The organism is Arthrobacter sp. 9AX (genome assembly GCF_902506095.1).
In the GTDB taxonomy this organism is placed as follows: Bacteria; Actinomycetota; Actinomycetes; order Actinomycetales; family Micrococcaceae; genus Arthrobacter.
The window spans coordinates 1,576,339-1,595,615 of sequence record NZ_LR733293.1; the positions used below are offsets into that span (position 1 = coordinate 1,576,339).

The window sequence follows — 19,277 nt, forward strand, 5'->3', positions numbered from 1 at the left end:
GGGAAGAGGGCCGGACGTTTCTTTGTGCCGGACGCTAGCTAAGAAGCCCCAGAATTCCGATCACTGCCGTGGCCGCGCCAAGCACCATCGAGATGCTCACCAGCACCACATGCACGGTGAGGAACCTGGTGGCCTTGCCGGCGCTGTCCCGGGCGCGCGGATCCTTCATAACCCGGCGCAGGAACTGCGGCCAGACCACCAGTGACCAGATGCCGGCGATGATCAGGACAAGCGCGGCAAAGACGGGCAGTTCCACGCGACTAGTGGCTTTCCAGCCAGGCCTGTGCCTGCGCAGCCTGCAGGTTCAATGCCTTGGCCACCATGGGCTCGGCGGCATCGGCGATCTTGCCGCCCAGGAACGGAACCGAGGACGTAACCGCACCCTCGAGCTCCACGCGGGTGCCGCCGTCGGCCGCCACCAGCCGCTGGACAGCAGTGACGTCCACGGGGGCGCCGGCGATCTTCAGCGAGATGTTGCTCTGCCGCGAACCGTCAGCGGCGGGAGCGTCCCAGTTCTCCACCTGGGTGACCTTCAAGTGCTCGCCCACGAACTTGCGGGCGATTTCCGGCAGGCGGGTGGTGGGCAGGGTGCGCACGGACGTGGCGCTGAACGCGCCGGCAACGTCGCCGTCGACGGTGAAGGATTCGAGGCTGCCACCGACGAGCTGGCTGACGTGGCGCTGGAAGTCCTCGTTCACCAGGACAGCTGCAACGCTGGGGACGGAGTGCGGAAGGGTGGTGGTTGCGCTCAGGGCCATGGGTCCTCCTGGGACGTGGGGGTCGGATTAGGCTCCAAACATCCTACGGGGTCCGGGCACCGGGCTCCGCATCCGCCAGCTTCCGTGCCGCGCCGGTGATGTTCCTGGCCATGGCCGGGAAGATCAGGCTGTGGAACGGCAGGACCGCCAGCCAGTAGAGCCGGCCGCTGAGTCCTTTGGGGAAGAAAATGGCCCGCTGCCGGTAGCGGCTGCCGCTGCCGTCCGGCTCCACGGACAACTCCAGCCACGCACGTCCCGGGGCCCGCATCTCGGCCCGGAGCCGCAGCAGTTTCCCGTGGTCGATCCGCTCCACCCGCCACCAGTCCACCACCTCGCCGCTGGCCAGCGTGTGCGGATGCCGGCGTCCCCGCAGGAGGCCCGCGCCGCCGGTCAGCTTGTCCAGCCAGCCGCGCACCTGCCAGGCCAGCGGCAGGGAGTACCAGCCGTTCCGCCCTCCTACGCCCTCGATGACCGTCCACACGTGCGCAGGATCGACGTCGCCGTGGAAGGTCCGTTCATCGATGTACACCTTGTGCCCGGCCCAGTCGGGGTCGCTGGGCAGGGGATCGGCGGCCACACCGGCGTTGGCCCACGTGGTCTCCACCTGGCCGTCGCGCTCCTTGCCGAGGGCCAGGGCCACAGCCGTGCGGTAGGCAGTCAGGCCGCCGTCGGGCTCCGGGATGTACCGGTCGATGTCATGCTCATTGGAGACGGCGTCGTGCTGGAGGGACTGGACCAGCGGAACTGCCATGGACAGCGGGATGGGCGTGGTCAAGGCCACCCACATACCGGCCAGCTTGGGGGCCGGTACCGGCAGGGCCAGCACCGGCCGGTACGGCAGGCCGGCTTCCGCGGCGTACTCCTGCATCATGCCGGCGTATGTGAGGACCTGGCGGCAGCCGACGTCGAACGTGCGGTTGAGCGGGCTGTCCAGTAACGCCGCGGAGACGAGGTAGTAGAGCACATCGCGCACGGCGATGGCTTCGATGCGGTTCCTGACCCAGCTGGGAGCGGGCATCAGCGGCAGCGTTTCGGCGAGGTGGCGGATCATCTCGAAGGATGCCGAGCCCGAGCCGATCACCACGCCGGCCTGGAACACTACCGCGTCCACCGGGCTGTCCAGGAACACCTGGCCCACAGCCTCCCGGGAACGCATGTGGGTGGAAAGCTCCACACCCTTGGGGTGGAGGCCGCCGAGGTAGACAATCCTGTCCACGCCGGCATCCGCGGCCGCATCGGCAGCGGTCCGGGCCATGGCTTTCTCCTTGGCCTCGAACCCTGCCCCGGCGGCCATGGAATGCACCAGGTAGTAGAAAACGTCGACGCCGGCCAGCGCCGCCCGCAACGCCCCGCCGTCGTCCAGGCTGCTCTCCACCACCTCCACCCTGTCCCGCCAGGGGACACCGGCGATCTTGCCGGGGGAGCGCACCAGGACTTTGACGGTATGGCCCTCGTCGAGGAGCCTGGGCACCAGCCGGCCGCCGATATAGCCCGTGGCTCCCGTTACCAGGACGGTCTTCGGTGAATGCGGCGTGCCGCTGGTTCCGCTCATGCTGTGCCCTCTCGTCCTGTTTCCTTTGCCCTCTGCAGGGGTTCGGAGCGGCCGCCGTTGTGGACGGCTGCCATGTCGCCGGCTGGGGGTAGGCTGGGATGACCCGGGATTCGCAGCGAATTTCGGGTTTTCGCGTTGCCTGCTTTTCCGTAACACCACAGGAGCTTCTGCCATGAGCCTTCCCGGCCCGTCCACCGCCGGCCCATCCAGCACTGGAAAGTCCGGCACCGGTAAATCCAGCACCGGCAAGTCCAGCGTAGGCCCTTCACTGGAGGGACTGCGCCGCGCCCTCGCCGCGGACGGGACCTTCGCCCGGGTCCACGCCGAGGCTGCCCGCGGCTTCGCCGTTCGGGGCCAGGACTACCAGATCAGTGCCCCCGCGGGCCTCCGGCCGGTGCTGCTCGCCGAGATGGCCGACGGCGTGGCTGCCGCCGCCGGAGCATCAGACGGTGCCGGGCCGGGCGTGGTCCTGGCCGTCACCGCCACCGGGCGGGAAGCGGAGGACCTCACCGCCGCGCTGCGTGCGTACCTGCCGGCTGATGCGGTGGCTGAGTTCCCCAGCTGGGAGACACTCCCGCATGAGCGGCTCTCGCCGCGCTCGGACACCGTGGGGCGGCGGCTGTCCGTCCTGCGACGGCTCGCGCATCCGGAAAGTTCGACGACGGGGCCCCTCCGCGTGGTGGTGGCACCCGTCCGCGCCGTGGTCCAGCCCGTTGTGGCCGGATTGGGCGAGCTGGTCCCCGTCACCCTGAAGGTGGGCCAGGAGAAGCCGTTCACCGACGTGGTGCGGAGCCTGGCCGAAGCCGCGTACGCCCGGGTGGACATGGTGACCCACCGCGGCGAGTTCGCCGTCCGCGGCGGCATCATCGACGTCTTCCCGCCCACCGAGGACCACCCCATCCGGGTGGAGTTCTTCGGCGACGAAGTGGACCAGATGCGCTGGTTCGCGGTGGCGGACCAGCGCTCGCTGTCCTCGCCCGGGCTGCACCATCCCACCGAACTGCACGCACCGCCCTGCCGGGAAATCCTCATCACCCCGTCCGTGATGTCACGGGCAGCGACGTTGAAGTCCCAGCTGCCCGCCGCAGCGGACATGCTGGAAAAGATCGCCGGCGGCATCGCGGTGGAGGGCATGGAGTCCCTGGCACCGGTGCTGGTGGACGCCATGGTCCCGTTTGTGGACCAGCTCCCCGCAGGTTCCATCTCGGTGATTATCGAACCCGAGAAGGTCCGCACCCGCGCCCACGACCTCGCCGCCACCAACGAGGAATTCCTCGAAGCGGCCTGGTCCACCGCCTCCGACGGCGGGACGGCCCCGCTGGACCTCAGCTCGCAGGCCAGCGCCGCCCTCCATTCCGCCAGTTTCCGTTCACTGACGGAAACCCGGACCTCAGCCCTGGAGCATGGTGTGTCGTGGTGGTCCATTACCTCGTTGGCGCAGGACGAGGAACTGCTGCCGGACATCGACGTCCTGAACCTGCACGCCCGCGAGCCCCGCGGCTACCAGGGCGACGTGGCGGAAATGATGGACTTCATCGGCTCCCATGTCCGTGACCAGTGGCGGATCGTTGTGGCCACCGAGGGTCCCGGGCCCGCCCAGCGGCTGGCAGAACTGTTCCACGACGCGGACATCCCCTGCGCCAGGGTGGACAGCCTGGACCACGAGCCCCAGGCAGGCATCATCGAGGTCACCACTGCCGCCGTCGGACGCGGTTTTGTCCTGGACGGGCTGAAGCTGGGCCTGCTCACCGAAGCGGACCTGCTGGGCCGGACCTCCGCCGGGTCCACCAAGGACATGCGCCGGATGCCCTCCAAGCGGCGTAACGCAGTGGACCCGCTGCAGCTGGTGGCGGGCGATCACGTGGTCCACGAACAGCACGGCATCGGCAAGTTCGTGGAGCTGATCCAGCGCAAGGTTGCCGGCGGAGGTGACGGGGTGCGCGAGTACCTGGTCCTGGAGTACGCGCCGTCCAAGCGCGGTGCCCCGGGTGACCGGCTGTTCGTCCCCACGGACCAGCTGGACCAGGTGACCCGGTACGTGGGCGGCGACACCCCGGTGCTGAGCAAGATGGGCGGCGCGGACTGGGCCAGCACCAAGTCCAAGGCCCGGAAGGCAGTCAAGGAGATCGCCGGCGAGCTGATCCGGCTGTATTCGGCCCGGATGGCTTCCCGCGGGCACGCCTTCGGCCCCGATACCCCCTGGCAGCGCGAGCTGGAAGAAGCGTTCCCGTACGTTGAGACACCGGACCAGCTGACCACCATCAACGAGGTCAAGGCGGACATGGAGCGGGAGATCCCCATGGACCGGCTGGTCTCCGGCGACGTGGGGTACGGCAAGACGGAGATCGCAGTGCGCGCCGCGTTCAAGGCCGTCCAGGACGGCAAACAGGTGGCGGTGCTGGTGCCCACCACCCTGCTGGCCCAGCAGCACTACGAGACGTTCACAGAGCGGTTCTCCGGCTTCCCCCTGCGCGTGAAGCCCCTGTCCCGCTTCCAGGCGGCCAAGGAGGCGAAGGAAACCCAGGAGGGTGTCAAGAACGGCACCGTGGACGTGGTGATCGGCACCCACCGGCTGCTGTCCAAGGACTTTGAGTTCAAGGACCTGGGCCTGGTGATCGTGGACGAGGAGCAGCGCTTCGGCGTGGAGCACAAGGAAGCGCTCAAGAAGATGCGCACCAACGTGGACGTGCTGGCCATGAGTGCCACGCCGATTCCGCGCACCCTGGAGATGTCACTCACCGGCATCCGGGAAACCTCCACCCTGGCCACCCCGCCGGAGGAGCGCCACCCCGTCCTGACCTACGTGGGGCCTTACACCGACAAGCAGACCTCGGCCGCGATCCGGCGTGAGCTGATGCGCGAAGGCCAGGTGTTCCTGGTCCACAATCGGGTATCCACCATTGAGCGCACCGCGGCCAAGATCCGCGAACTGGTCCCGGAGGCACGGGTGGAGGTGGCCCACGGGCAGATGTCCGAGAGCCGCCTGGAGCAGATCATCGTGGACTTCTGGGAGAAACGCTTCGACGTGCTGGTGTGCACCACCATCATCGAAACCGGCCTGGACATCTCCAACGCCAACACCCTGATCGTGGACGGCGCGGACAAATACGGCCTGTCGCAGCTCCACCAGCTGCGCGGGCGTGTGGGCCGCGGCCGCGAGCGGGCGTACGCCTACTTCCTGTACCCGTCCGAGAAACCGCTGGGTGAGGTGGCGCTGGAGCGGCTTAAGGCTGTGGCCACGCACAACGAGCTGGGCGCCGGCATGCAGCTGGCCATGAAGGACCTCGAAATCCGTGGCGCCGGCAATCTGCTCGGCGGCGAACAGTCCGGGCATATCCAGGGCGTGGGCTTCGACCTGTACATCCGCCTGGTGGGCGAGGCGGTGGCCGACTACCGCGGCGAGGCCGAGGAGAAGGCCGCCGAGATGAAGATCGAACTGCCCGTGAACGCGCACCTCCCGCACGATTACGTGCCGGGGGAGCGGCTTCGCCTGGAGGCTTACCGCAAGCTGGCGGCAGCCCTCACCAACGAGGCCATCGACGAAGTCCTGGCCGAACTGGTGGACAGGTACGGCGAGCCGCCCCTGCCCGCCCAGAACCTGGTGGCCGTGGCCCGCTTCCGGGTGGGAGCCCGGGAAGCCGGCCTTTCCGATGTGGCGCTGCAAGGCAACTTCATCAAGTTCTCGCCCGCCACCCTGCCCGAGTCCAAGGTGATGCGGCTGAACCGGATGTACCCGGGATCCCAGTCCAAGCCTGCCCTCGATGCCGTGCTGATCCCCAAGCCGAAAACGGCGAAGATCGGCGGCAGGGACCTGCAGGACGCCGAGATCCTGGAGTGGGCCAACGGCGTCATCCGCAACATCTTCTCCGATGCCCCGCTGGCGGTGAGTTAGGACTTGATGGGAGGACATCACGCCGCGTCGGGAGCCGCGGCGTGGGTAGCCGTTGCCTCAACGGGGCCGTACACCCTGGGCTGGTACCCCCTGGACGCCACCGGAATCCTGATCGGCGGAATGGCGACGGCGGGCACCGCCCTGGTGTGCGACTGGGACCACCGGCACAGCACCGTAGCGAACTCCCTCCCGCCGCTGTCCAATGTGATCGCCGTCGGGATTGAAAATGCCAGCGGCGGGCACCGGCAGGGCACGCACTCCGTCCTCGGGGCTGCTTTCTTTGTGCTGCTGGCGACGCTGGCCGGGCAGGTCCAGGTACAGACCCAGTGGGGGCTGCTGTCCGTGGGGGCCGGGCTGCTGTGCATGTTCATGATCAACATCGCGGCCAAGGCGCTCAAGCTTTTCCCGAAGTCCGGGTTCCTGACCAACTGGATCTTCGGGCTGGTGATGGCCGGGCTCGTCACCTGGTACGCCCCGGACCAGTGGACCTGGCTGCCCATGTCCATGCTGATCGGCGTGACCGTCCACATCATCGGCGACCTCGTGACCGTGGGCGGGGTGCCCCTGCTCTGGCCGCTGGTGATCCGGCCGCCCAAGGTGCTGCGCCGGCTGCCGCTGCTGCGCAACGTCTGGCGGCCCAATGGCGCGCTGTCCGTGCCGCTGCTGGGCCGGGCAGGGTCAAAGCGGGAATGGCTCCTGCTGATCCCTGTCAGCGCCTACGCGATGGTGGGGCTGTGCGTGGCCGGCTGGTCCATAGCCCAGACCCACTGGACCCGCGTGGCCGCGGCCGCCGAAGCGTGGGCCAGCCTCTGGTTCTAAGGTACGCAAGAGACCCCCTGGACAGCGTCCAAGGGGTCTCTTCCCGTTTGGGGATCCCAGCCGGGATTGCGCTGAGTGTCCTTCTGAAGCTCAAAACGACACTTGGCGCTACTTATTTGGGGTTAGTGCTCGCCTGCGGAGTCGGAACGGCCCAGGATGGTCTGCGGGATCCAGTAGGTCAGGCCGAAGAGCAGGATGCACACAGCCATGGGCCACGGGTTGCCGAGCGTAAGGAAGGACAGCGAGTAGATCGCGCCGAGGAACAGGGCCATCATGACCACAAACAGGACGATGCTGGTGCCGAGCTTGTTCTCGTTCTGGGGGGTCTGGATAGCCCCTTCGTGGGACGCCGGGCCCTGGCTGGAAGCCGTGATCTTGCTGGACATTCATTCCTCCTTGGCCGCGCGGGCCTCAATCTGTGGCGGCTCCGGAAGCTGTCAGTAGGAGGATGAACCCTGTTCACCCTTGACAATGGCGATGCCGGAGCTGGCACCAATACGTGTTGCACCTGCTGCAATCATAGCCTGCGCGTCCTCCAGGGAACGCACGCCGCCGGAGGCCTTGACACCAAGCCCGGGGCCCACGGTCCGGCGCATCAGGGCGATGTCCTCCGCCGTGGCGCCCCCGCCGTTGAAGCCGGTGGAGGTCTTGACGAAGTCGGCGCCCGCCTCCACCGCGGCCTCACACGCGAGAACCTTCTGCGGATCGTCCAGCAGCGCCGTTTCGATGATCACTTTCAGGATGGCGCCGCTGGCGTGGACGGCCTCCGCCACCGATGTAATGTCCTCCACCAGCGCACCCTTGTCACCGGCGCGGGCGGCCGCGATGTTGATGACCATGTCCACCTCGTCCGCGCCGTCCAGCACCGCGCCGCGGGCCTCGAAGGCCTTGACGTCGGTGGGCGTGGCGCCCAGCGGGAAACCCACCACGGAACAGGTGAGTACGCCAGAGCCCTTGAGTGCCTTCTTCACGGTCTTGACCCAGACGGGGTTCACGCACACGGATTTGAAGTGGTATTCGGCCGCCTCGGCGCAGACTTTGAGGATGTCAGCCTCGCCCGCCTCGGGCTTCAACAGCGTGTGGTCGATGAATGACGCGATGCTGCCTGGTCCCGGGGCTCCGGTAGCGGCTGTTTCAACGGAAGGGGTGGCTTCCTTGCTCATGATGGTCCTCTCGCAGGGGCCGGTGGGGCAGGGGCGTTGGTGACGCCCCTGACTCGTTTCGGAACCATCTTGCCACAGCCGGACGAACGGGAACGTGGGCCCGTTCGCGCAGGGCTCCCTGGCCGAGCTTGCGAGGCCAGGGAGCGGGTGGGGAGGGCCAGTTTCCGCCCTGTCCGGGCTGGTTATTGGGCCGGGAGCTGGTCAGGCAGCCACCGGCAGGACGGACGGAGCGGAGGAAGCGGGCGGGGCAGCAGCCGTCAGGAGCTGGGTGGCGCAGGCGCCCGCCGCAGAAGCCGCTGCCACGAGCAGCCCCAGCCGGACGCCGTCGAACGCTGCCGCATCGCCGATGGCCCAGATCCCGGGAACCGAGGTGCGGAAGTCCTCAGTGATGACAATGCCGCCCGTGGCAGCCGTCTGCAGGCCGGCGCTGGCGGCGAGCCCGTCCCGGGAGACGCGCTCCTCGGCAAGCACCACAAGGTCGCCATACATGCTGCTGCCGTCCTCGAAGACCACCCCGGAGGCGGCGAGACCGCTGGCTGAAGCCCCGGGCATGACGGCCGCCGGCCTGGCGGTGGTGCGGATGGGGCGCACACCCCGGGCGCGGAGCACGGCTTCGGCCTGGCCCGCGGCGGCGCCCGTGCCCACCAGGATCCCGAGCGGGCGCCGGCCCAGCTCCCTGGTGACTTCGCTGACGGCCTCGCCGATGCGGGCGGCATCGTCAATGGTGGAGTAGCTCAAGCACTTGCCGGCGCCCTCCACCGGGCTGGCCTCCGGTGCTGATCCCGTGGCGATGACCAGCTGGTCGTAACCGAATTCCATGCCGTCCGCCGTCGCGACGGTCTGGTTCACCGGGTCGATGTGGCTGGCAGGCTGGCCGAACCGGACCGAGACCTGGGGGAGCAGCGCCAGCTCCAGCAGTTCCCCGGGAGCATCGTCCCGGTTGCTCAGCACGGTGATGCTGCCGGTGAACCGGGCACGGTCAAGCTGGCTGACCAGCGCCTGCGCGGCAGGTCCCGCCCCCGCAATGACGATGCGGGTGGCAGGGGCGGTGGACGTGGAGGGTGCCGGAGCGGACATGTGCTGGCCCTTTCGCTGGCGGCCGGAGCGGCCGGACGTTCGTGATGGAACCCAGCGTAGGGTGCTGCTTTTTCCGGGGTGTTTCCCGTCAGTTGCCGTTTAACGGGCCCGTGTTCGCCAGTGTTTACCGGCCGGTAACAGAACCCGTGACGTGCCTCTCATCCGGTCGCGGACGGACACAATGGGAGTGCCCTGGCCCCCTCAAGGGTGATCCGCGGCACACTAGACGCGGATGCGGTACCCGCGCTTCACCACCGTCTCCACCAGGCGGCCGTCCGGCAGCGAGGAGCGGAGCCGGCTGACGGTCATGTCCAGTGCGTGGACGGAACCGCGCAGCTCCAGCAGGTCGGACAGGGATTCGCGGGACAGGACCGCGCCGCCGGCACCCAACAGCGCGCGGAGCAGCAGCAGCGGGGCCGGTGCCAGTTCCACGGGCTGGCCGTCGATCCGGAGGCTGCGGCCGCGCAGCTCGATGTTGCCGGACCTCGTGTCCAGCCGCCGGACATGGTTCAGCGCGAGGTGCTCGCATACCAGCCGGATCAGGGCGCCCATCCGGAAGCGTTCCGGAACCAGTGGCGTGATGCCGGCGTCCAGCAGGGGCTGTGCCGTGACCGGACCCACTACGGCCGTGGTGACATTGGTCTTCAGGCTCGCGATCAGCTGCTTGTAGACACCCATCTCGTGCGCAGTGCTCCACAGGGCGTCGACGGCGGGTGCGCTGGTAAAGGTGAGTACGTCAAGGTTTCCGCCAACCACAGCCTCGATGAGGCGGGGAAGCTTGTCCTCGCCGTCGGGCTTCACCCAGCGGTACGGGGTGACCGTCAGGACGTTGGCGCCGGACATGCGCAGGCGTTCCAGCTGCCGGACGTCGGTGTAGCCGTGCAGCTGCACGGCGACGGTTTTGCCGCGGACGCCCTCAGCCAGCAGCATGTCCACCAGTGTGGCGGTGGTTTCGTCGCTGCTGATTCCGACGTCGGCAAGGCCGGCCGCGCGTACGGCGCCGCGGGCTTTGGGGCCCCGGACGAACATCCGGCAGGCGCCCAGGGTTTCCAGCAGTTCATCGCCGATGCCGAAGGAATCTGCGGCCTCGCACCAGCGGCGCATGCCGTAGGCGGTGGTGGCGATGCAGAGATCCGGCTTGGCGGCGATGATGGCCCGGGTGTCCTCGATGAGGCGCATGTCCTCCTGCACCGGGGCGATTTTCAGGGCGGGGGCGTGCAGCACTTCAGCGCCGCGGCGTTCAAGGGCCTCGATCAGGTCCTGCGACCGCCTGTCCGAGGTGACACCGATTCGGAAACCCTCCAGCGGCGCTTCTGTTGCGTCTGAGGTCTCTTCGACCCGTGGTGTTTCGGCCGGTGCAAGTGCATTCATGGAGGTCAATCCTTTCACGAGCCCAGCAGCGAGGCCGCCAGCCTGTCGAGGTCGGCGGCGGCCTCAGCGTGCCCGCGGTTGGCTTCCGCCACCCGCACCACCTCACCGATGACCAGCACAGCCGGGTTGCTGCAGCCGGCGGCTGCGGTGGTGATGGTGCCGAGGTCGGCGATCGTGGTGCGCTGCCCGGGACGGTAGCCCCGTTCCACCACGGCCATGGGCATGTCGGTGCGCATCCCTGCCCGGCGGAGGCCGGCTGCGAGCTGGTGCAGGGTGCCGATGCCCATCAGGACAACGATGGTTCCGCCCAGGCCGGCCAGGTGCCGGTGCTCTTTTTCGGTCAGGGGCGCGTGGCCCGAGACCACGGTGAACATGTGGCTGACTTCACGGTGTGTGACCGGGATGCCGGCAGCCGCGGGGACGGAAATGGCGCTGGTGACGCCGGAGATGACGCGCACCGGGACGCCCGCCGCCACGCAGGAGGCAACTTCCTCGCCGCCGCGGCCAAAGACGTATGGATCGCCGCCTTTGAGCCGGACCACGTTGTTGCCCGCGAGGGCACTTTCCACCATCAGCTTTTCGATGTCGGTTTGGCTGACCTTGTGGTGCCCGGGCTTCTTGCCCACGTCCACCAGTTCGGCGGAGGTCAGCGCCGGCAGGTCCTGGCACGGGGCCAGCCGGTCGTAAAAGACGACATCGGCATCGCGCAGCGCCTTGACGGCACCGACAGTGAGCAGTTCGGTGGTTCCCGGGCCGCCGCCCACCAGGGTGACGTGGCCGACGGGGCCGGCGGCAGGTTCCGCTGCCACGGGGATGCCCGCTGCGCGGAACCTGTCCAGCAGGGCATCCCAGCCCGGCTGGCCGTCGTCGACCGCTGCCACCAGGAAAGGGCGCTCGGGCAGGGGGCCGCTATGGCCGGCACCCTGCGGGGTGCTGAGGCGGTGGACGACGGCGCCCGCGGCCTCGTAGCGGCGCACCGCCTGCCGCGCGGCGTGGTCCGAGCCGGCGACCAGGACGTCGCGGCCGGTGAGGTCGATGGTGAGCTGCATTCTTATGCCTCGTTCCCGTTGCCGGACCGGACCGGGATGGAGGCCCCGATCAGGACTTTCCCCTTCTCCTCCGGGGTTGCGGGGCGCATCTGGCCGCGCTCGTCCGGGACGAAGGTGATGGAGTCGTCCTTCTGGTCCGGGGCGTTGACGAAGGAGCGGAAGCGGCGCAGCCGCTCGGGGTCCTTCAGGGTGTCTGCCCATTCGTCGATATAGGTGTCCACGTGCTTGGCCATGGCAGCCTCAAGGTCTGCGGCGATGCCCAGGGTGTCCTTGACCACCACGTCCTCAACGTGCTTGATGCCGCCGTCCAGCTCTTCCTGCCAGCGCGCGGTGCGCTGGAGGCGGTCGGCGGTGCGGATGTAGTACATGAAGTAGCGGTCGATGTACTTGATCAGCGTTTCGTCGTCGAGGTCCTTGGCGAGCAGCTGCGCATGGGCCGGGGTGGCTCCGCCGTTGCCGCCGACGTACAGGTTCCAGCCGTCGGCGGTGGCGATGACGCCGACGTCCTTGCCGCGGGCTTCGGCGCATTCACGGGCGCAGCCGGAAACACCCATCTTGAGCTTGTGGGGGCTGCGCAGGCCGCGGTACCGCAGTTCCAGCTGGATGGCCATTGCCACTGAGTCCTGGACGCCGAACCGGCACCAGGTGGACCCGACACAGGACTTCACAGTGCGCAGGCTCTTGCCGTACGCCTGGCCGGACTCGAAGCCCGCATCCACCAGTTCCTTCCAGATCTCCGGGAGCTGTTCCAGGCGGGCACCAAACATGTCGATCCGCTGGCCGCCGGTGATCTTGGTGTACAGGTTGTACTTCTCGGCCACGGCGGCGATGACGCCCAGTTTCTTCGGCGTGATCTCGCCGCCGGCGATGCGGGGGACCACCGAGTAGGTGCCGTCCTTCTGCATGTTGGCCAGGGCGCGGTCGTTGGTGTCCTGCAGGGTGCCGCGGCCGGCGTCCAGCACGTAGGCGCTGTTCTGGCTTGCCAGGATGTTGCCGATGGTGGGCTTGCAGATATCGCAGCCGGCGCCGGTGCCGTACTTGGCCATGATCTCCTCGAACGAGGTCAGCTCCAGGACCCGGATGGCGTCAAACAGTTCCTGGCGGGACAGTTCGATGTGCTCGCAGAGGGCCTTGGAAACCTCGACACCGGACTTGGTCAGCTCGGTTTCGAGCAGCTTCTTCAGCATCGGTACGCAGGAACCGCACTGGGTGCCGGCGCGGGTGCAGCCCTTCAGCTCGCCGAGTTCCTGGACGGGGGCGTTGCCTTCGCAGGCGCCGCAGCCGTTGATGGCGTCCCGGATGGTTCCGGCGGTGACGTTGTTGCAGGAGCAGAGCGTGGCGTCATCCGGCAGTTCGGTTTCGGGGGCATCGCCGCCGCCGGCGGCGCTGAGGAACGCGCCGGGCTCGGCGGGCAGTTCGCGGCCCAGGAGCGGGCGCAGGCTCATGTACGGTGAGGCGTCGCCCACGAAGATACCGCCGAGCAGGGTCCTGGCGTCGTCCGTGGTGACGATCTTCTGATAGACGCCGCGGGCGGGGTCGGCGTACACGATTTCGAGGGCGTGCTCGGTCTTGGCGAAGGCGTCACCAAAGCTGGCAACGTCGACGCCGGACAGCTTGAGCTTGGTGGCGGTATCGAAGCCGGGGAAGGTGGCGTCCCCGCCGTGCAGGCGGTCGGCGACGATCTCGGCCATGGTGTTGGCCGGGGCCACCAGGCCCAGGCACATGCCTTCGAAGTTGGCGACCTCGCCGATGGCCCAGATGCCGGGCACCTGGGTGGCGCAGTAGTCGTTGATCACCACGCCGCCGCGGGGGCCGAGGTCAAACAGGGACTCTTCGCCTTCGGCGGCGCGGAAGAGCTCATCGCGCGGCTTGACGCCGATCGCCACGATGACGATGTCGGCCGGAATGATGCGGCCGTCAGCCATTAGCACCCCGGTGACCTGGCCGCCGTCGTCCGCCTGGATTTCGGACGGGAACACGCCGCCGTGGACTTCGAAGCCCTTCGCCTCGATAAGGCGGCCCAGCGCTTGGCCGGCGCCTTCGTCGAGCTGGGTGTTCATGAGCCACGGCGCGCCGTTGATGACAACGGGGGTGGCGCCGAGCTGTTCGGTGCCGGCCGCGGATTCGAGGCCAAGGAGGCCGCCGCCGATGGTCACGGCGTTGACCTTGCGGCCGAGTTTTTCGGTGAGTTCGGCGATGGACTTGTTGATGGCCCAGACATCCTCGAGGGTGCGGTAGACGTGCACGCGCTCGGCGCCGGGCAGCGGGAGCCGGGCGGCATCGGAACCCGTGGCGACCACCAGTTCGTCGTATTCATAGGTGTTGCCGGCCGCGGTTTCAACGGACTTGCCTGCGGTGTCGATCTTAACGACGCGCTCGCCGGTCTTCAGGGACATGGCCTCGTGGTCCCACATCCCCGCCTCGCCCAGGGTCAGGTCGTAGTCCGTGTCGGTCAGGGCCTTGCTCAGCGCCACGCGGTCATAGGGGAGGTGGGTTTCCTCCGTGAGGACCGTGACATGCCAGCCGTCGAGGCCGCGGGCATGCATGGCGTCCGCAAAACGGTGGGCCGCGGGGCCGCCACCGGCGACGACGATGCGGCGCGGAGTCTCGGTGCTTGAAGTCTGTTCGGTCACTGTGGGCCTTTCGCATGGGCCGCAGGCATATTTCCTGCAGCCTTCTCTGTCGAGGTGTCCATCCAGACTAGGGAGAGGCAGTTTCGCGTCAGTTTCCCAATTGTTTCGTCAACTTAACTTCTGCATCACGAACGCATTTCCGGCCGCGTGAGGTGTCTTTTACGCACTGGACACATTCGCTGCACCCCTTCGAAACACCTGCGGCCTAGCGTGGAACACGGCCGCAGAGGCAGCCAAACGCAAGGAAAACACGCACAGGAAGAGGAGCCGACATGACGGCAACACTGGAACTTGGGGCACCCCCGGCAGCCACCGCCGAGGCCGCAACGGGCATCACCGCCGGTTGGCAGCGCGTCTGCCTGGTGGACGACCTGGAACCCGCCTGGGGCGAGGCCGCTCTCGTGGCTGGACGCCAGATTGCCCTCTTCCGCACCGGCGCCAGCGAAGTCTTCGCAGTAGCCCAGGAGGACCCGGCCACCGGGGCCCACGTGATGGCCCGCGGAATCCTCGGATCGCGCGGTGCCCGTCCCACCATCGCCTCTCCGCTGCACAAAGAGGTCTACGACCTCGAAACCGGCGAATGCTTCAGCACCCCGAACCTCAGCATTGCCGCGTTCCGCACCCGTATTGTGGACGGCTTCGTCGAGATCGCGCTGTAAAAGGGTTACAGCCCCAGCGCCTCGCTGACGTCACGGAGCACTTCGTCCAGCGCCGCGCGCGCGGCCTGCCGGGCTTCGGGCAGTTCAGCCGCGGTCCCCACATGCTGGATGACCTCGAGGTAGCACTTCAGCTTGGGCTCAGTGCCACTCGGCCTGATGATCACGCGGGTCAGGTCGCGCGTGAGGTACAGGAGCCCGTCCGTGGGCGGAAGCTTGCCAGTCCCTTCGGCCAGGTCCGTGAAAACCTCGACGGCGGACGATCCGAACGATTCCGGCGGGCTGACCCGGAGCCGGTTCATCATCGCGTCCAGCAGGCCCAGGTCCGCCACCCTGATGCTGAGCTGGTCGCTGGCGTGCAGGCCGTGCTGCAGGTATAGCTCGTCCAGGGTGTCAAAGACGGTCTTCCCGTCAGCCTTGGCAGCGGCGGCGAGTTCGGCGATCAGCACCGCAGCCGAGATGCCGTCCTTGTCCTTCACCAGGTCCGGGGCCACGCAGTACCCCAGCGCCTCTTCGTAGCCGTACAGCAATCCCGGCACGCGGGAAATCCACTTGAACCCGGTCAGCGTTTCCTCGTGGGCATAGCCTGCTGCCGCCGCGATTCGGGCCAGCAGCCGCGAGGACACAATCGAGTTCGCGAACACGCCTTCGCGGCCTGCCCCGCCGGCAGTGCCGTCCGCCGCGGCCAGCCGCGCCGCCACATGAGCGCCCAGCAGCGCCCCCACTTCGTCACCCCGCAACATGCGCCAGGCTCCCGTATACGGGTCCTTCGCCGCAACGGCCGCGCGGTCGGCGTCGGGATCATTGGCAATCACCAGGTCGGCTTCAAGCCGCCCGGCAGCCTCCAGGGCGAGGTCGAGGGCCCCGGGTTCCTCCGGATTCGGGAAACTGACAGTGGGAAAATCCGGGTCCGGCTGCGCCTGTTCGGCCACCAGCGTGACATCGGTGAAGCCGGCGGCGTTCAGCACCGCCAGCGCGGTCTCTCCGCCGACGCCGTGCATGGGGGTGAGCACGATCCGCAGGTCCCTGGCGGGGAAGTGCTCCGGCAGGGCCAGTCCGGCAGTTGCTTTTCGATAGCCGGCTGCCACTGACCCGTCAAGCACGGTCCAGCCGCCGGGGGCCAGTACTACCGTGTCCAGGGCGCCCACGGCGCTGATACGCTCGGCGATGAGGGCGTCGTAGGGTGCAACAATCTGGGCGCCGTTGCCGCTCTCCGGCACGGCATGGCGTCCCAGGTAGACCTTGTAGCCGTTGTCCTGCGGCGGGTTGTGGCTGGCTGTGACCATCACGCCGCCGTCGCATTCCAGCGCCCGCACGGCATAGGCCAGCAGGGGAGTGGGCAGTGCTGACGGCATCAGGAACGTTTCGATGCCGGCCGCCGTGAAGACCGCCGCGGTTTCGGCAGCGAAGATATCCGAGTTGTACCGCGCGTCATAGCCCACGACGGCGCGCGGCCGGGTTCCGGGCGCAGCCCCGGCCACCGCGGTGAGCAGGAAGTCCGCCAGCCCCGCGGCCGCCCGGCGAACCACCACCCGGTTCATCCGGTTAGGCCCTGGACCCAGGGCGGCGCGCAGCCCGGCGGTGCCGAACTGCAGCGTTCCGCGGAAGCTGTCCTCAAGTTCCTGGCGGGCCGCCGGGGACCCCTCTTCCACCAGCCGGACCAACTCCAGCAGGGATGCCGATGTTTCGGGATCCGGGTCTTGGGCGGCCCAGTCACGGGCCTCACTGAGCAGGCGGAAATCGGCATCGGAAGACGTCATGGGCACAACGCTATCGTCATTGGCCACCGAACCTGTCCCGTCCACGGCGTGTGGCTCAGAGCCGGGCGATGATTTCGGCGAGCAGTTTGGAGATCCGCGGGCCGGCCGCCTGCCCTGATTCGATGACTTCCTGGTGGCTGAGCGGCTGCGGGCTGATGCCCGCGGCAAGGTTGGTGACCAATGAGATGCCGAACACTTCCATGCCTGCGTGCCGGCCCGCGATGGCCTCCAGGGCGGTGGACATTCCCACCAGGTCGGCGCCGATGCGCCTGGCATACTGCACCTCGGCGGGGGTCTCGTAGTGCGGGCCGGGGAACTGGGCGTAGATGCCTTCATCCAGCGTGCCATCCACTTCGCGGGCGATCGCACGGATCCGTGCAGAGTAAAGATCTGTCAGGTCAACAAACGTGGCGCCCTCGAGCGGTGAGGCCGCGGTGAGATTAATGTGATCGCTGATCAGGACGGGGGTGCCTGGCGCCCAGTTTTCGTTCAGCCCGCCGCAGCCATTGGTGAGGACCAAAGTGCTGCAGCCGGCAGCGGCGGCGGCCCGGATGCCGTGGACTACGGCGCGCACGCCCTTGCCCTCGTAGTAGTGGGTGCGGGCACCCAACACCAGGGCACGCTTGCCCTCCTTGGTCAGGACGGAGCGGATAGTGCCCACATGCCCTGCCACTGCCGGGGCGTGGAAGCCGGGTACCTCTTCGGCGGACAGGGTGGCGGTGGTTTCGCCGATGAGATCGGCGGCCTGCGCCCAGCCGGAGCCGAGCACCAGTGCCACGTCATGGCTGTCAACGCCGGTTTCCGCGGCAATGTAGTCGGCGGCGGCACGTGCGGCAGCGAAGGGATCCGTGTTCAGGAAGTCTGTTGTACTCACTGGTACAAGGTATCCCGCCGCCCCGTTGCGGCCCACCCTTTCGCGGTTTTCGCCCAGAGAACGGTTTCTTTGGTGGTCCGGGGAGGATGCAGGAGAATGGGATCTTGTGACTACGCACCCAGATTTCAGTTCACCCCGGATCGCAATCCTGGGAGGTGGTCCGGGCGGATACGAGGCAGCCATGGTGGCCGCCTCGCTCGGAGCGCAGGTCACCATCATCGAGCGGGCCGGCCTCGGCGGGTCCGCCGTCCTGACGGACGTGGTCCCCTCCAAAACCCTTATCGCCACTGCGGACCTGATGACCCGCGTCGCCGAGGCGGGGGAGCTGGGAGTGAAGTTCGACGTCGACGGCGGCGACTTTGTGCCGGTGATGCGGGCAGACCTCAAGCACATCAACGACCGCCTGCTTAACCTGGCCCGCAGCCAGTCGAAGGACATCCACGATGGCCTGGCGCAGCAGGGCGTGCGGATCCTGGCCGGCTCGGGGCGCCTCCTGGATGAGCACACCATCGAGGTGCTCACTGCAGACGGCACCGAGACCGTCGAGGCGGACACCATCCTGCTGGCCGTCGGCGCCCACCCGCGCGAGCTGCCCACGGCCCGCCCCGACGGCGAGCGGATCCTGAACTGGACCCAGATCTACAACCTGGACGAGCTTCCCGAGGACCTGATCGTGGTGGGCTCCGGCGTAACCGGCGCCGAATTCGCCTCCGCGTATAACGGCCTGGGCTCCAAGGTCACCCTGATTTCCAGTCGTGACCGGGTGCTGCCCGGCTCGGACGTGGATGCCGCCGTGGTGCTTGAAGAGGTCTTCGAACGCCGAGGGGTACGCGTCCTGTCACGGTCCCGCGCGGAGCAGGTGGAGCGCACGGACGACGGCGTGGTGGTCACCCTCAGCGACGGGTCGAAGGTCACTGGCAGCCACTGCCTGCTCTGCCTGGGCTCCATCCCGAACACGGCGGGCATCGGACTTGAAGAGGCGGGTGTTGCGGTCAGCGAGAGCGGCCACATCAAGGTGGACGGCGTCTCGCGCACCACCGCTCCGAACATCTACGCCGCCGGCGACTGCACCGGCGTCCTGCCGCTGGCCTCCGTGGCCGCCATGCAGGGCCGGATTGCCGTGGCGCACTTTATGGGTGATGCCGTCACCCCGCTGAAGCTGCACCAGGTCGCTTCCAACATCTTCACCTCACCGGAAATCGCCAATGTGGGCGTGTCCGAGGCCGACATCGAATCCGGCAAGTACCAGGGCGACGTGGTCAAGCTCTCGCTTCGCAGCAATGCACGGGCCAAGATGCGCAACAACAAGGACGGTTTCGTCAAGATCTTCGCCCGCAAGGGCTCCGGAACGGTCATCGGCGGCGTCGTGGTGGGGCCCAACGCCTCAGAGCTGATCTTCCCCATCTCCATCGCCGTCAAGCAGAAGCTGCACGTGGACGACGTCGCCAGCACCTTTACGGTGTACCCGTCACTGACCGGCTCGATCTCCGAGGCCGCACGCCGCCTGCACGTCCACATGTAGGGCTGTCACCCTCGAACAGGAACGGCCGGGAACTTCCATGAAGTTCCCGGCCGTTCCTCTACGGGTCGCAAGCGTCCTATAACGGCGTCAACCAACCACGCCCGTGCCGCACGCATCCGGCGCCCGGCACCTGAGGGGCATCGGTGCCCTC

Annotated in this window: 15 protein-coding genes; 4 read left to right on the forward strand and 11 right to left on the reverse strand. The window is 67.9% G+C overall.

Features of this window, described 5'->3' with window-relative positions; genetic code table 11:
- Nucleotides 1–34: 34 nt before the first annotated feature.
- From BACI348_RS07240 to BACI348_RS07250, 3 genes are read right to left on the reverse strand one after another with little or no spacing between them, the layout of a single operon-like run.
- Nucleotides 35–256, reverse strand: a complete 222-nt coding sequence (locus tag BACI348_RS07240; RefSeq protein WP_159824600.1) for an SCO4848 family membrane protein — start codon at nucleotides 254–256, stop codon at nucleotides 35–37.
- Nucleotides 257–260: 4 nt separating this feature from the next.
- Nucleotides 261–758: a DUF2505 domain-containing protein gene (locus BACI348_RS07245; protein WP_159824601.1), complete on the reverse strand. Its 498-nt coding sequence runs from the start codon at nucleotides 756–758 to the stop codon at nucleotides 261–263.
- A gap of 43 nt (nucleotides 759–801) precedes the next feature.
- The gene (locus tag BACI348_RS07250; protein WP_159824602.1) at nucleotides 802–2,310 is read right to left on the reverse strand and encodes an SDR family oxidoreductase; all 1,509 of its coding nucleotides are present in this window, start codon (nucleotides 2,308–2,310) and stop codon (nucleotides 802–804) included.
- Nucleotides 2,311–2,482: 172 nt separating this feature from the next.
- Here BACI348_RS07250 and mfd point away from each other — a divergent pair, with 172 nt between their 5' ends.
- On the forward strand, nucleotides 2,483–6,202 hold the full coding sequence (gene mfd, locus BACI348_RS07255) for a transcription-repair coupling factor (RefSeq protein ID WP_236557486.1): 3,720 nt from the start codon (nucleotides 2,483–2,485) through the stop codon (nucleotides 6,200–6,202).
- A 6-nt stretch (nucleotides 6,203–6,208) separates the two neighbouring features.
- Nucleotides 6,209–7,021 carry a metal-dependent hydrolase gene (locus BACI348_RS07260; protein ID WP_159824603.1) on the forward strand — a complete coding sequence of 271 codons (813 nt, stop codon included), beginning with the start codon at nucleotides 6,209–6,211 and terminating at the stop codon, nucleotides 7,019–7,021.
- Nucleotides 7,022–7,143: 122 nt separating this feature from the next.
- Here the strand turns inward: BACI348_RS07260 and BACI348_RS07265 are convergent, their stop codons facing one another.
- The 6 genes from BACI348_RS07265 to nirB form a co-directional block, all read right to left on the reverse strand.
- Nucleotides 7,144–7,407 (reverse strand): hypothetical protein, encoded by a 264-nt coding sequence (locus tag BACI348_RS07265; RefSeq protein WP_159824604.1) that lies wholly within the window; start codon nucleotides 7,405–7,407, stop codon nucleotides 7,144–7,146.
- 51 nt (nucleotides 7,408–7,458) lie between these two features.
- Complete coding sequence (gene deoC, locus BACI348_RS07270) at nucleotides 7,459–8,184, reverse strand: deoxyribose-phosphate aldolase (protein ID WP_159824605.1); 726 nt, start codon at nucleotides 8,182–8,184, stop codon at nucleotides 7,459–7,461.
- A 201-nt stretch (nucleotides 8,185–8,385) separates the two neighbouring features.
- Complete coding sequence (locus BACI348_RS07275) at nucleotides 8,386–9,261, reverse strand: FAD-dependent oxidoreductase (RefSeq protein WP_159824606.1); 876 nt, start codon at nucleotides 9,259–9,261, stop codon at nucleotides 8,386–8,388.
- A gap of 222 nt (nucleotides 9,262–9,483) precedes the next feature.
- The gene (locus BACI348_RS07280; protein WP_159824607.1) at nucleotides 9,484–10,632 is read right to left on the reverse strand and encodes a uroporphyrinogen-III synthase; all 1,149 of its coding nucleotides are present in this window, start codon (nucleotides 10,630–10,632) and stop codon (nucleotides 9,484–9,486) included.
- A 14-nt stretch (nucleotides 10,633–10,646) separates the two neighbouring features.
- Nucleotides 10,647–11,681, reverse strand: coding sequence for a uroporphyrinogen-III C-methyltransferase (gene cobA / locus BACI348_RS07285; RefSeq protein ID WP_159824608.1), 1,035 nt, complete (start codon nucleotides 11,679–11,681; stop codon nucleotides 10,647–10,649).
- Between the two features lie 2 nt (nucleotides 11,682–11,683).
- The gene (gene nirB / locus BACI348_RS07290; protein WP_159824609.1) at nucleotides 11,684–14,314 is read right to left on the reverse strand and encodes a nitrite reductase large subunit NirB; all 2,631 of its coding nucleotides are present in this window, start codon (nucleotides 14,312–14,314) and stop codon (nucleotides 11,684–11,686) included.
- A 272-nt stretch (nucleotides 14,315–14,586) separates the two neighbouring features.
- Here nirB and nirD point away from each other — a divergent pair, with 272 nt between their 5' ends.
- Entirely contained in the window at nucleotides 14,587–14,973 is a 387-nt protein-coding gene (gene nirD / locus BACI348_RS07295; RefSeq protein WP_159824610.1) for a nitrite reductase small subunit NirD, read from the forward strand.
- 5 nt (nucleotides 14,974–14,978) lie between these two features.
- Here nirD and BACI348_RS07300 read toward each other — a convergent pair whose 3' ends face one another.
- Together BACI348_RS07300 and BACI348_RS07305 are read right to left on the reverse strand one after the other, a co-directional pair.
- Nucleotides 14,979–16,730 (reverse strand): phospho-sugar mutase, encoded by a 1,752-nt coding sequence (locus tag BACI348_RS07300; protein WP_201298395.1) that lies wholly within the window; start codon nucleotides 16,728–16,730, stop codon nucleotides 14,979–14,981.
- Nucleotides 16,731–16,785: 55 nt separating this feature from the next.
- Complete coding sequence (locus tag BACI348_RS07305) at nucleotides 16,786–17,604, reverse strand: purine-nucleoside phosphorylase (RefSeq protein WP_159824611.1); 819 nt, start codon at nucleotides 17,602–17,604, stop codon at nucleotides 16,786–16,788.
- A 106-nt stretch (nucleotides 17,605–17,710) separates the two neighbouring features.
- Between BACI348_RS07305 and BACI348_RS07310 the strand changes: the two genes are divergently transcribed.
- Nucleotides 17,711–19,126 carry an NAD(P)H-quinone dehydrogenase gene (locus BACI348_RS07310; RefSeq protein ID WP_159824612.1) on the forward strand — a complete coding sequence of 472 codons (1,416 nt, stop codon included), beginning with the start codon at nucleotides 17,711–17,713 and terminating at the stop codon, nucleotides 19,124–19,126.
- The last annotated feature ends 151 nt before the right edge of the window (nucleotides 19,127–19,277 follow it).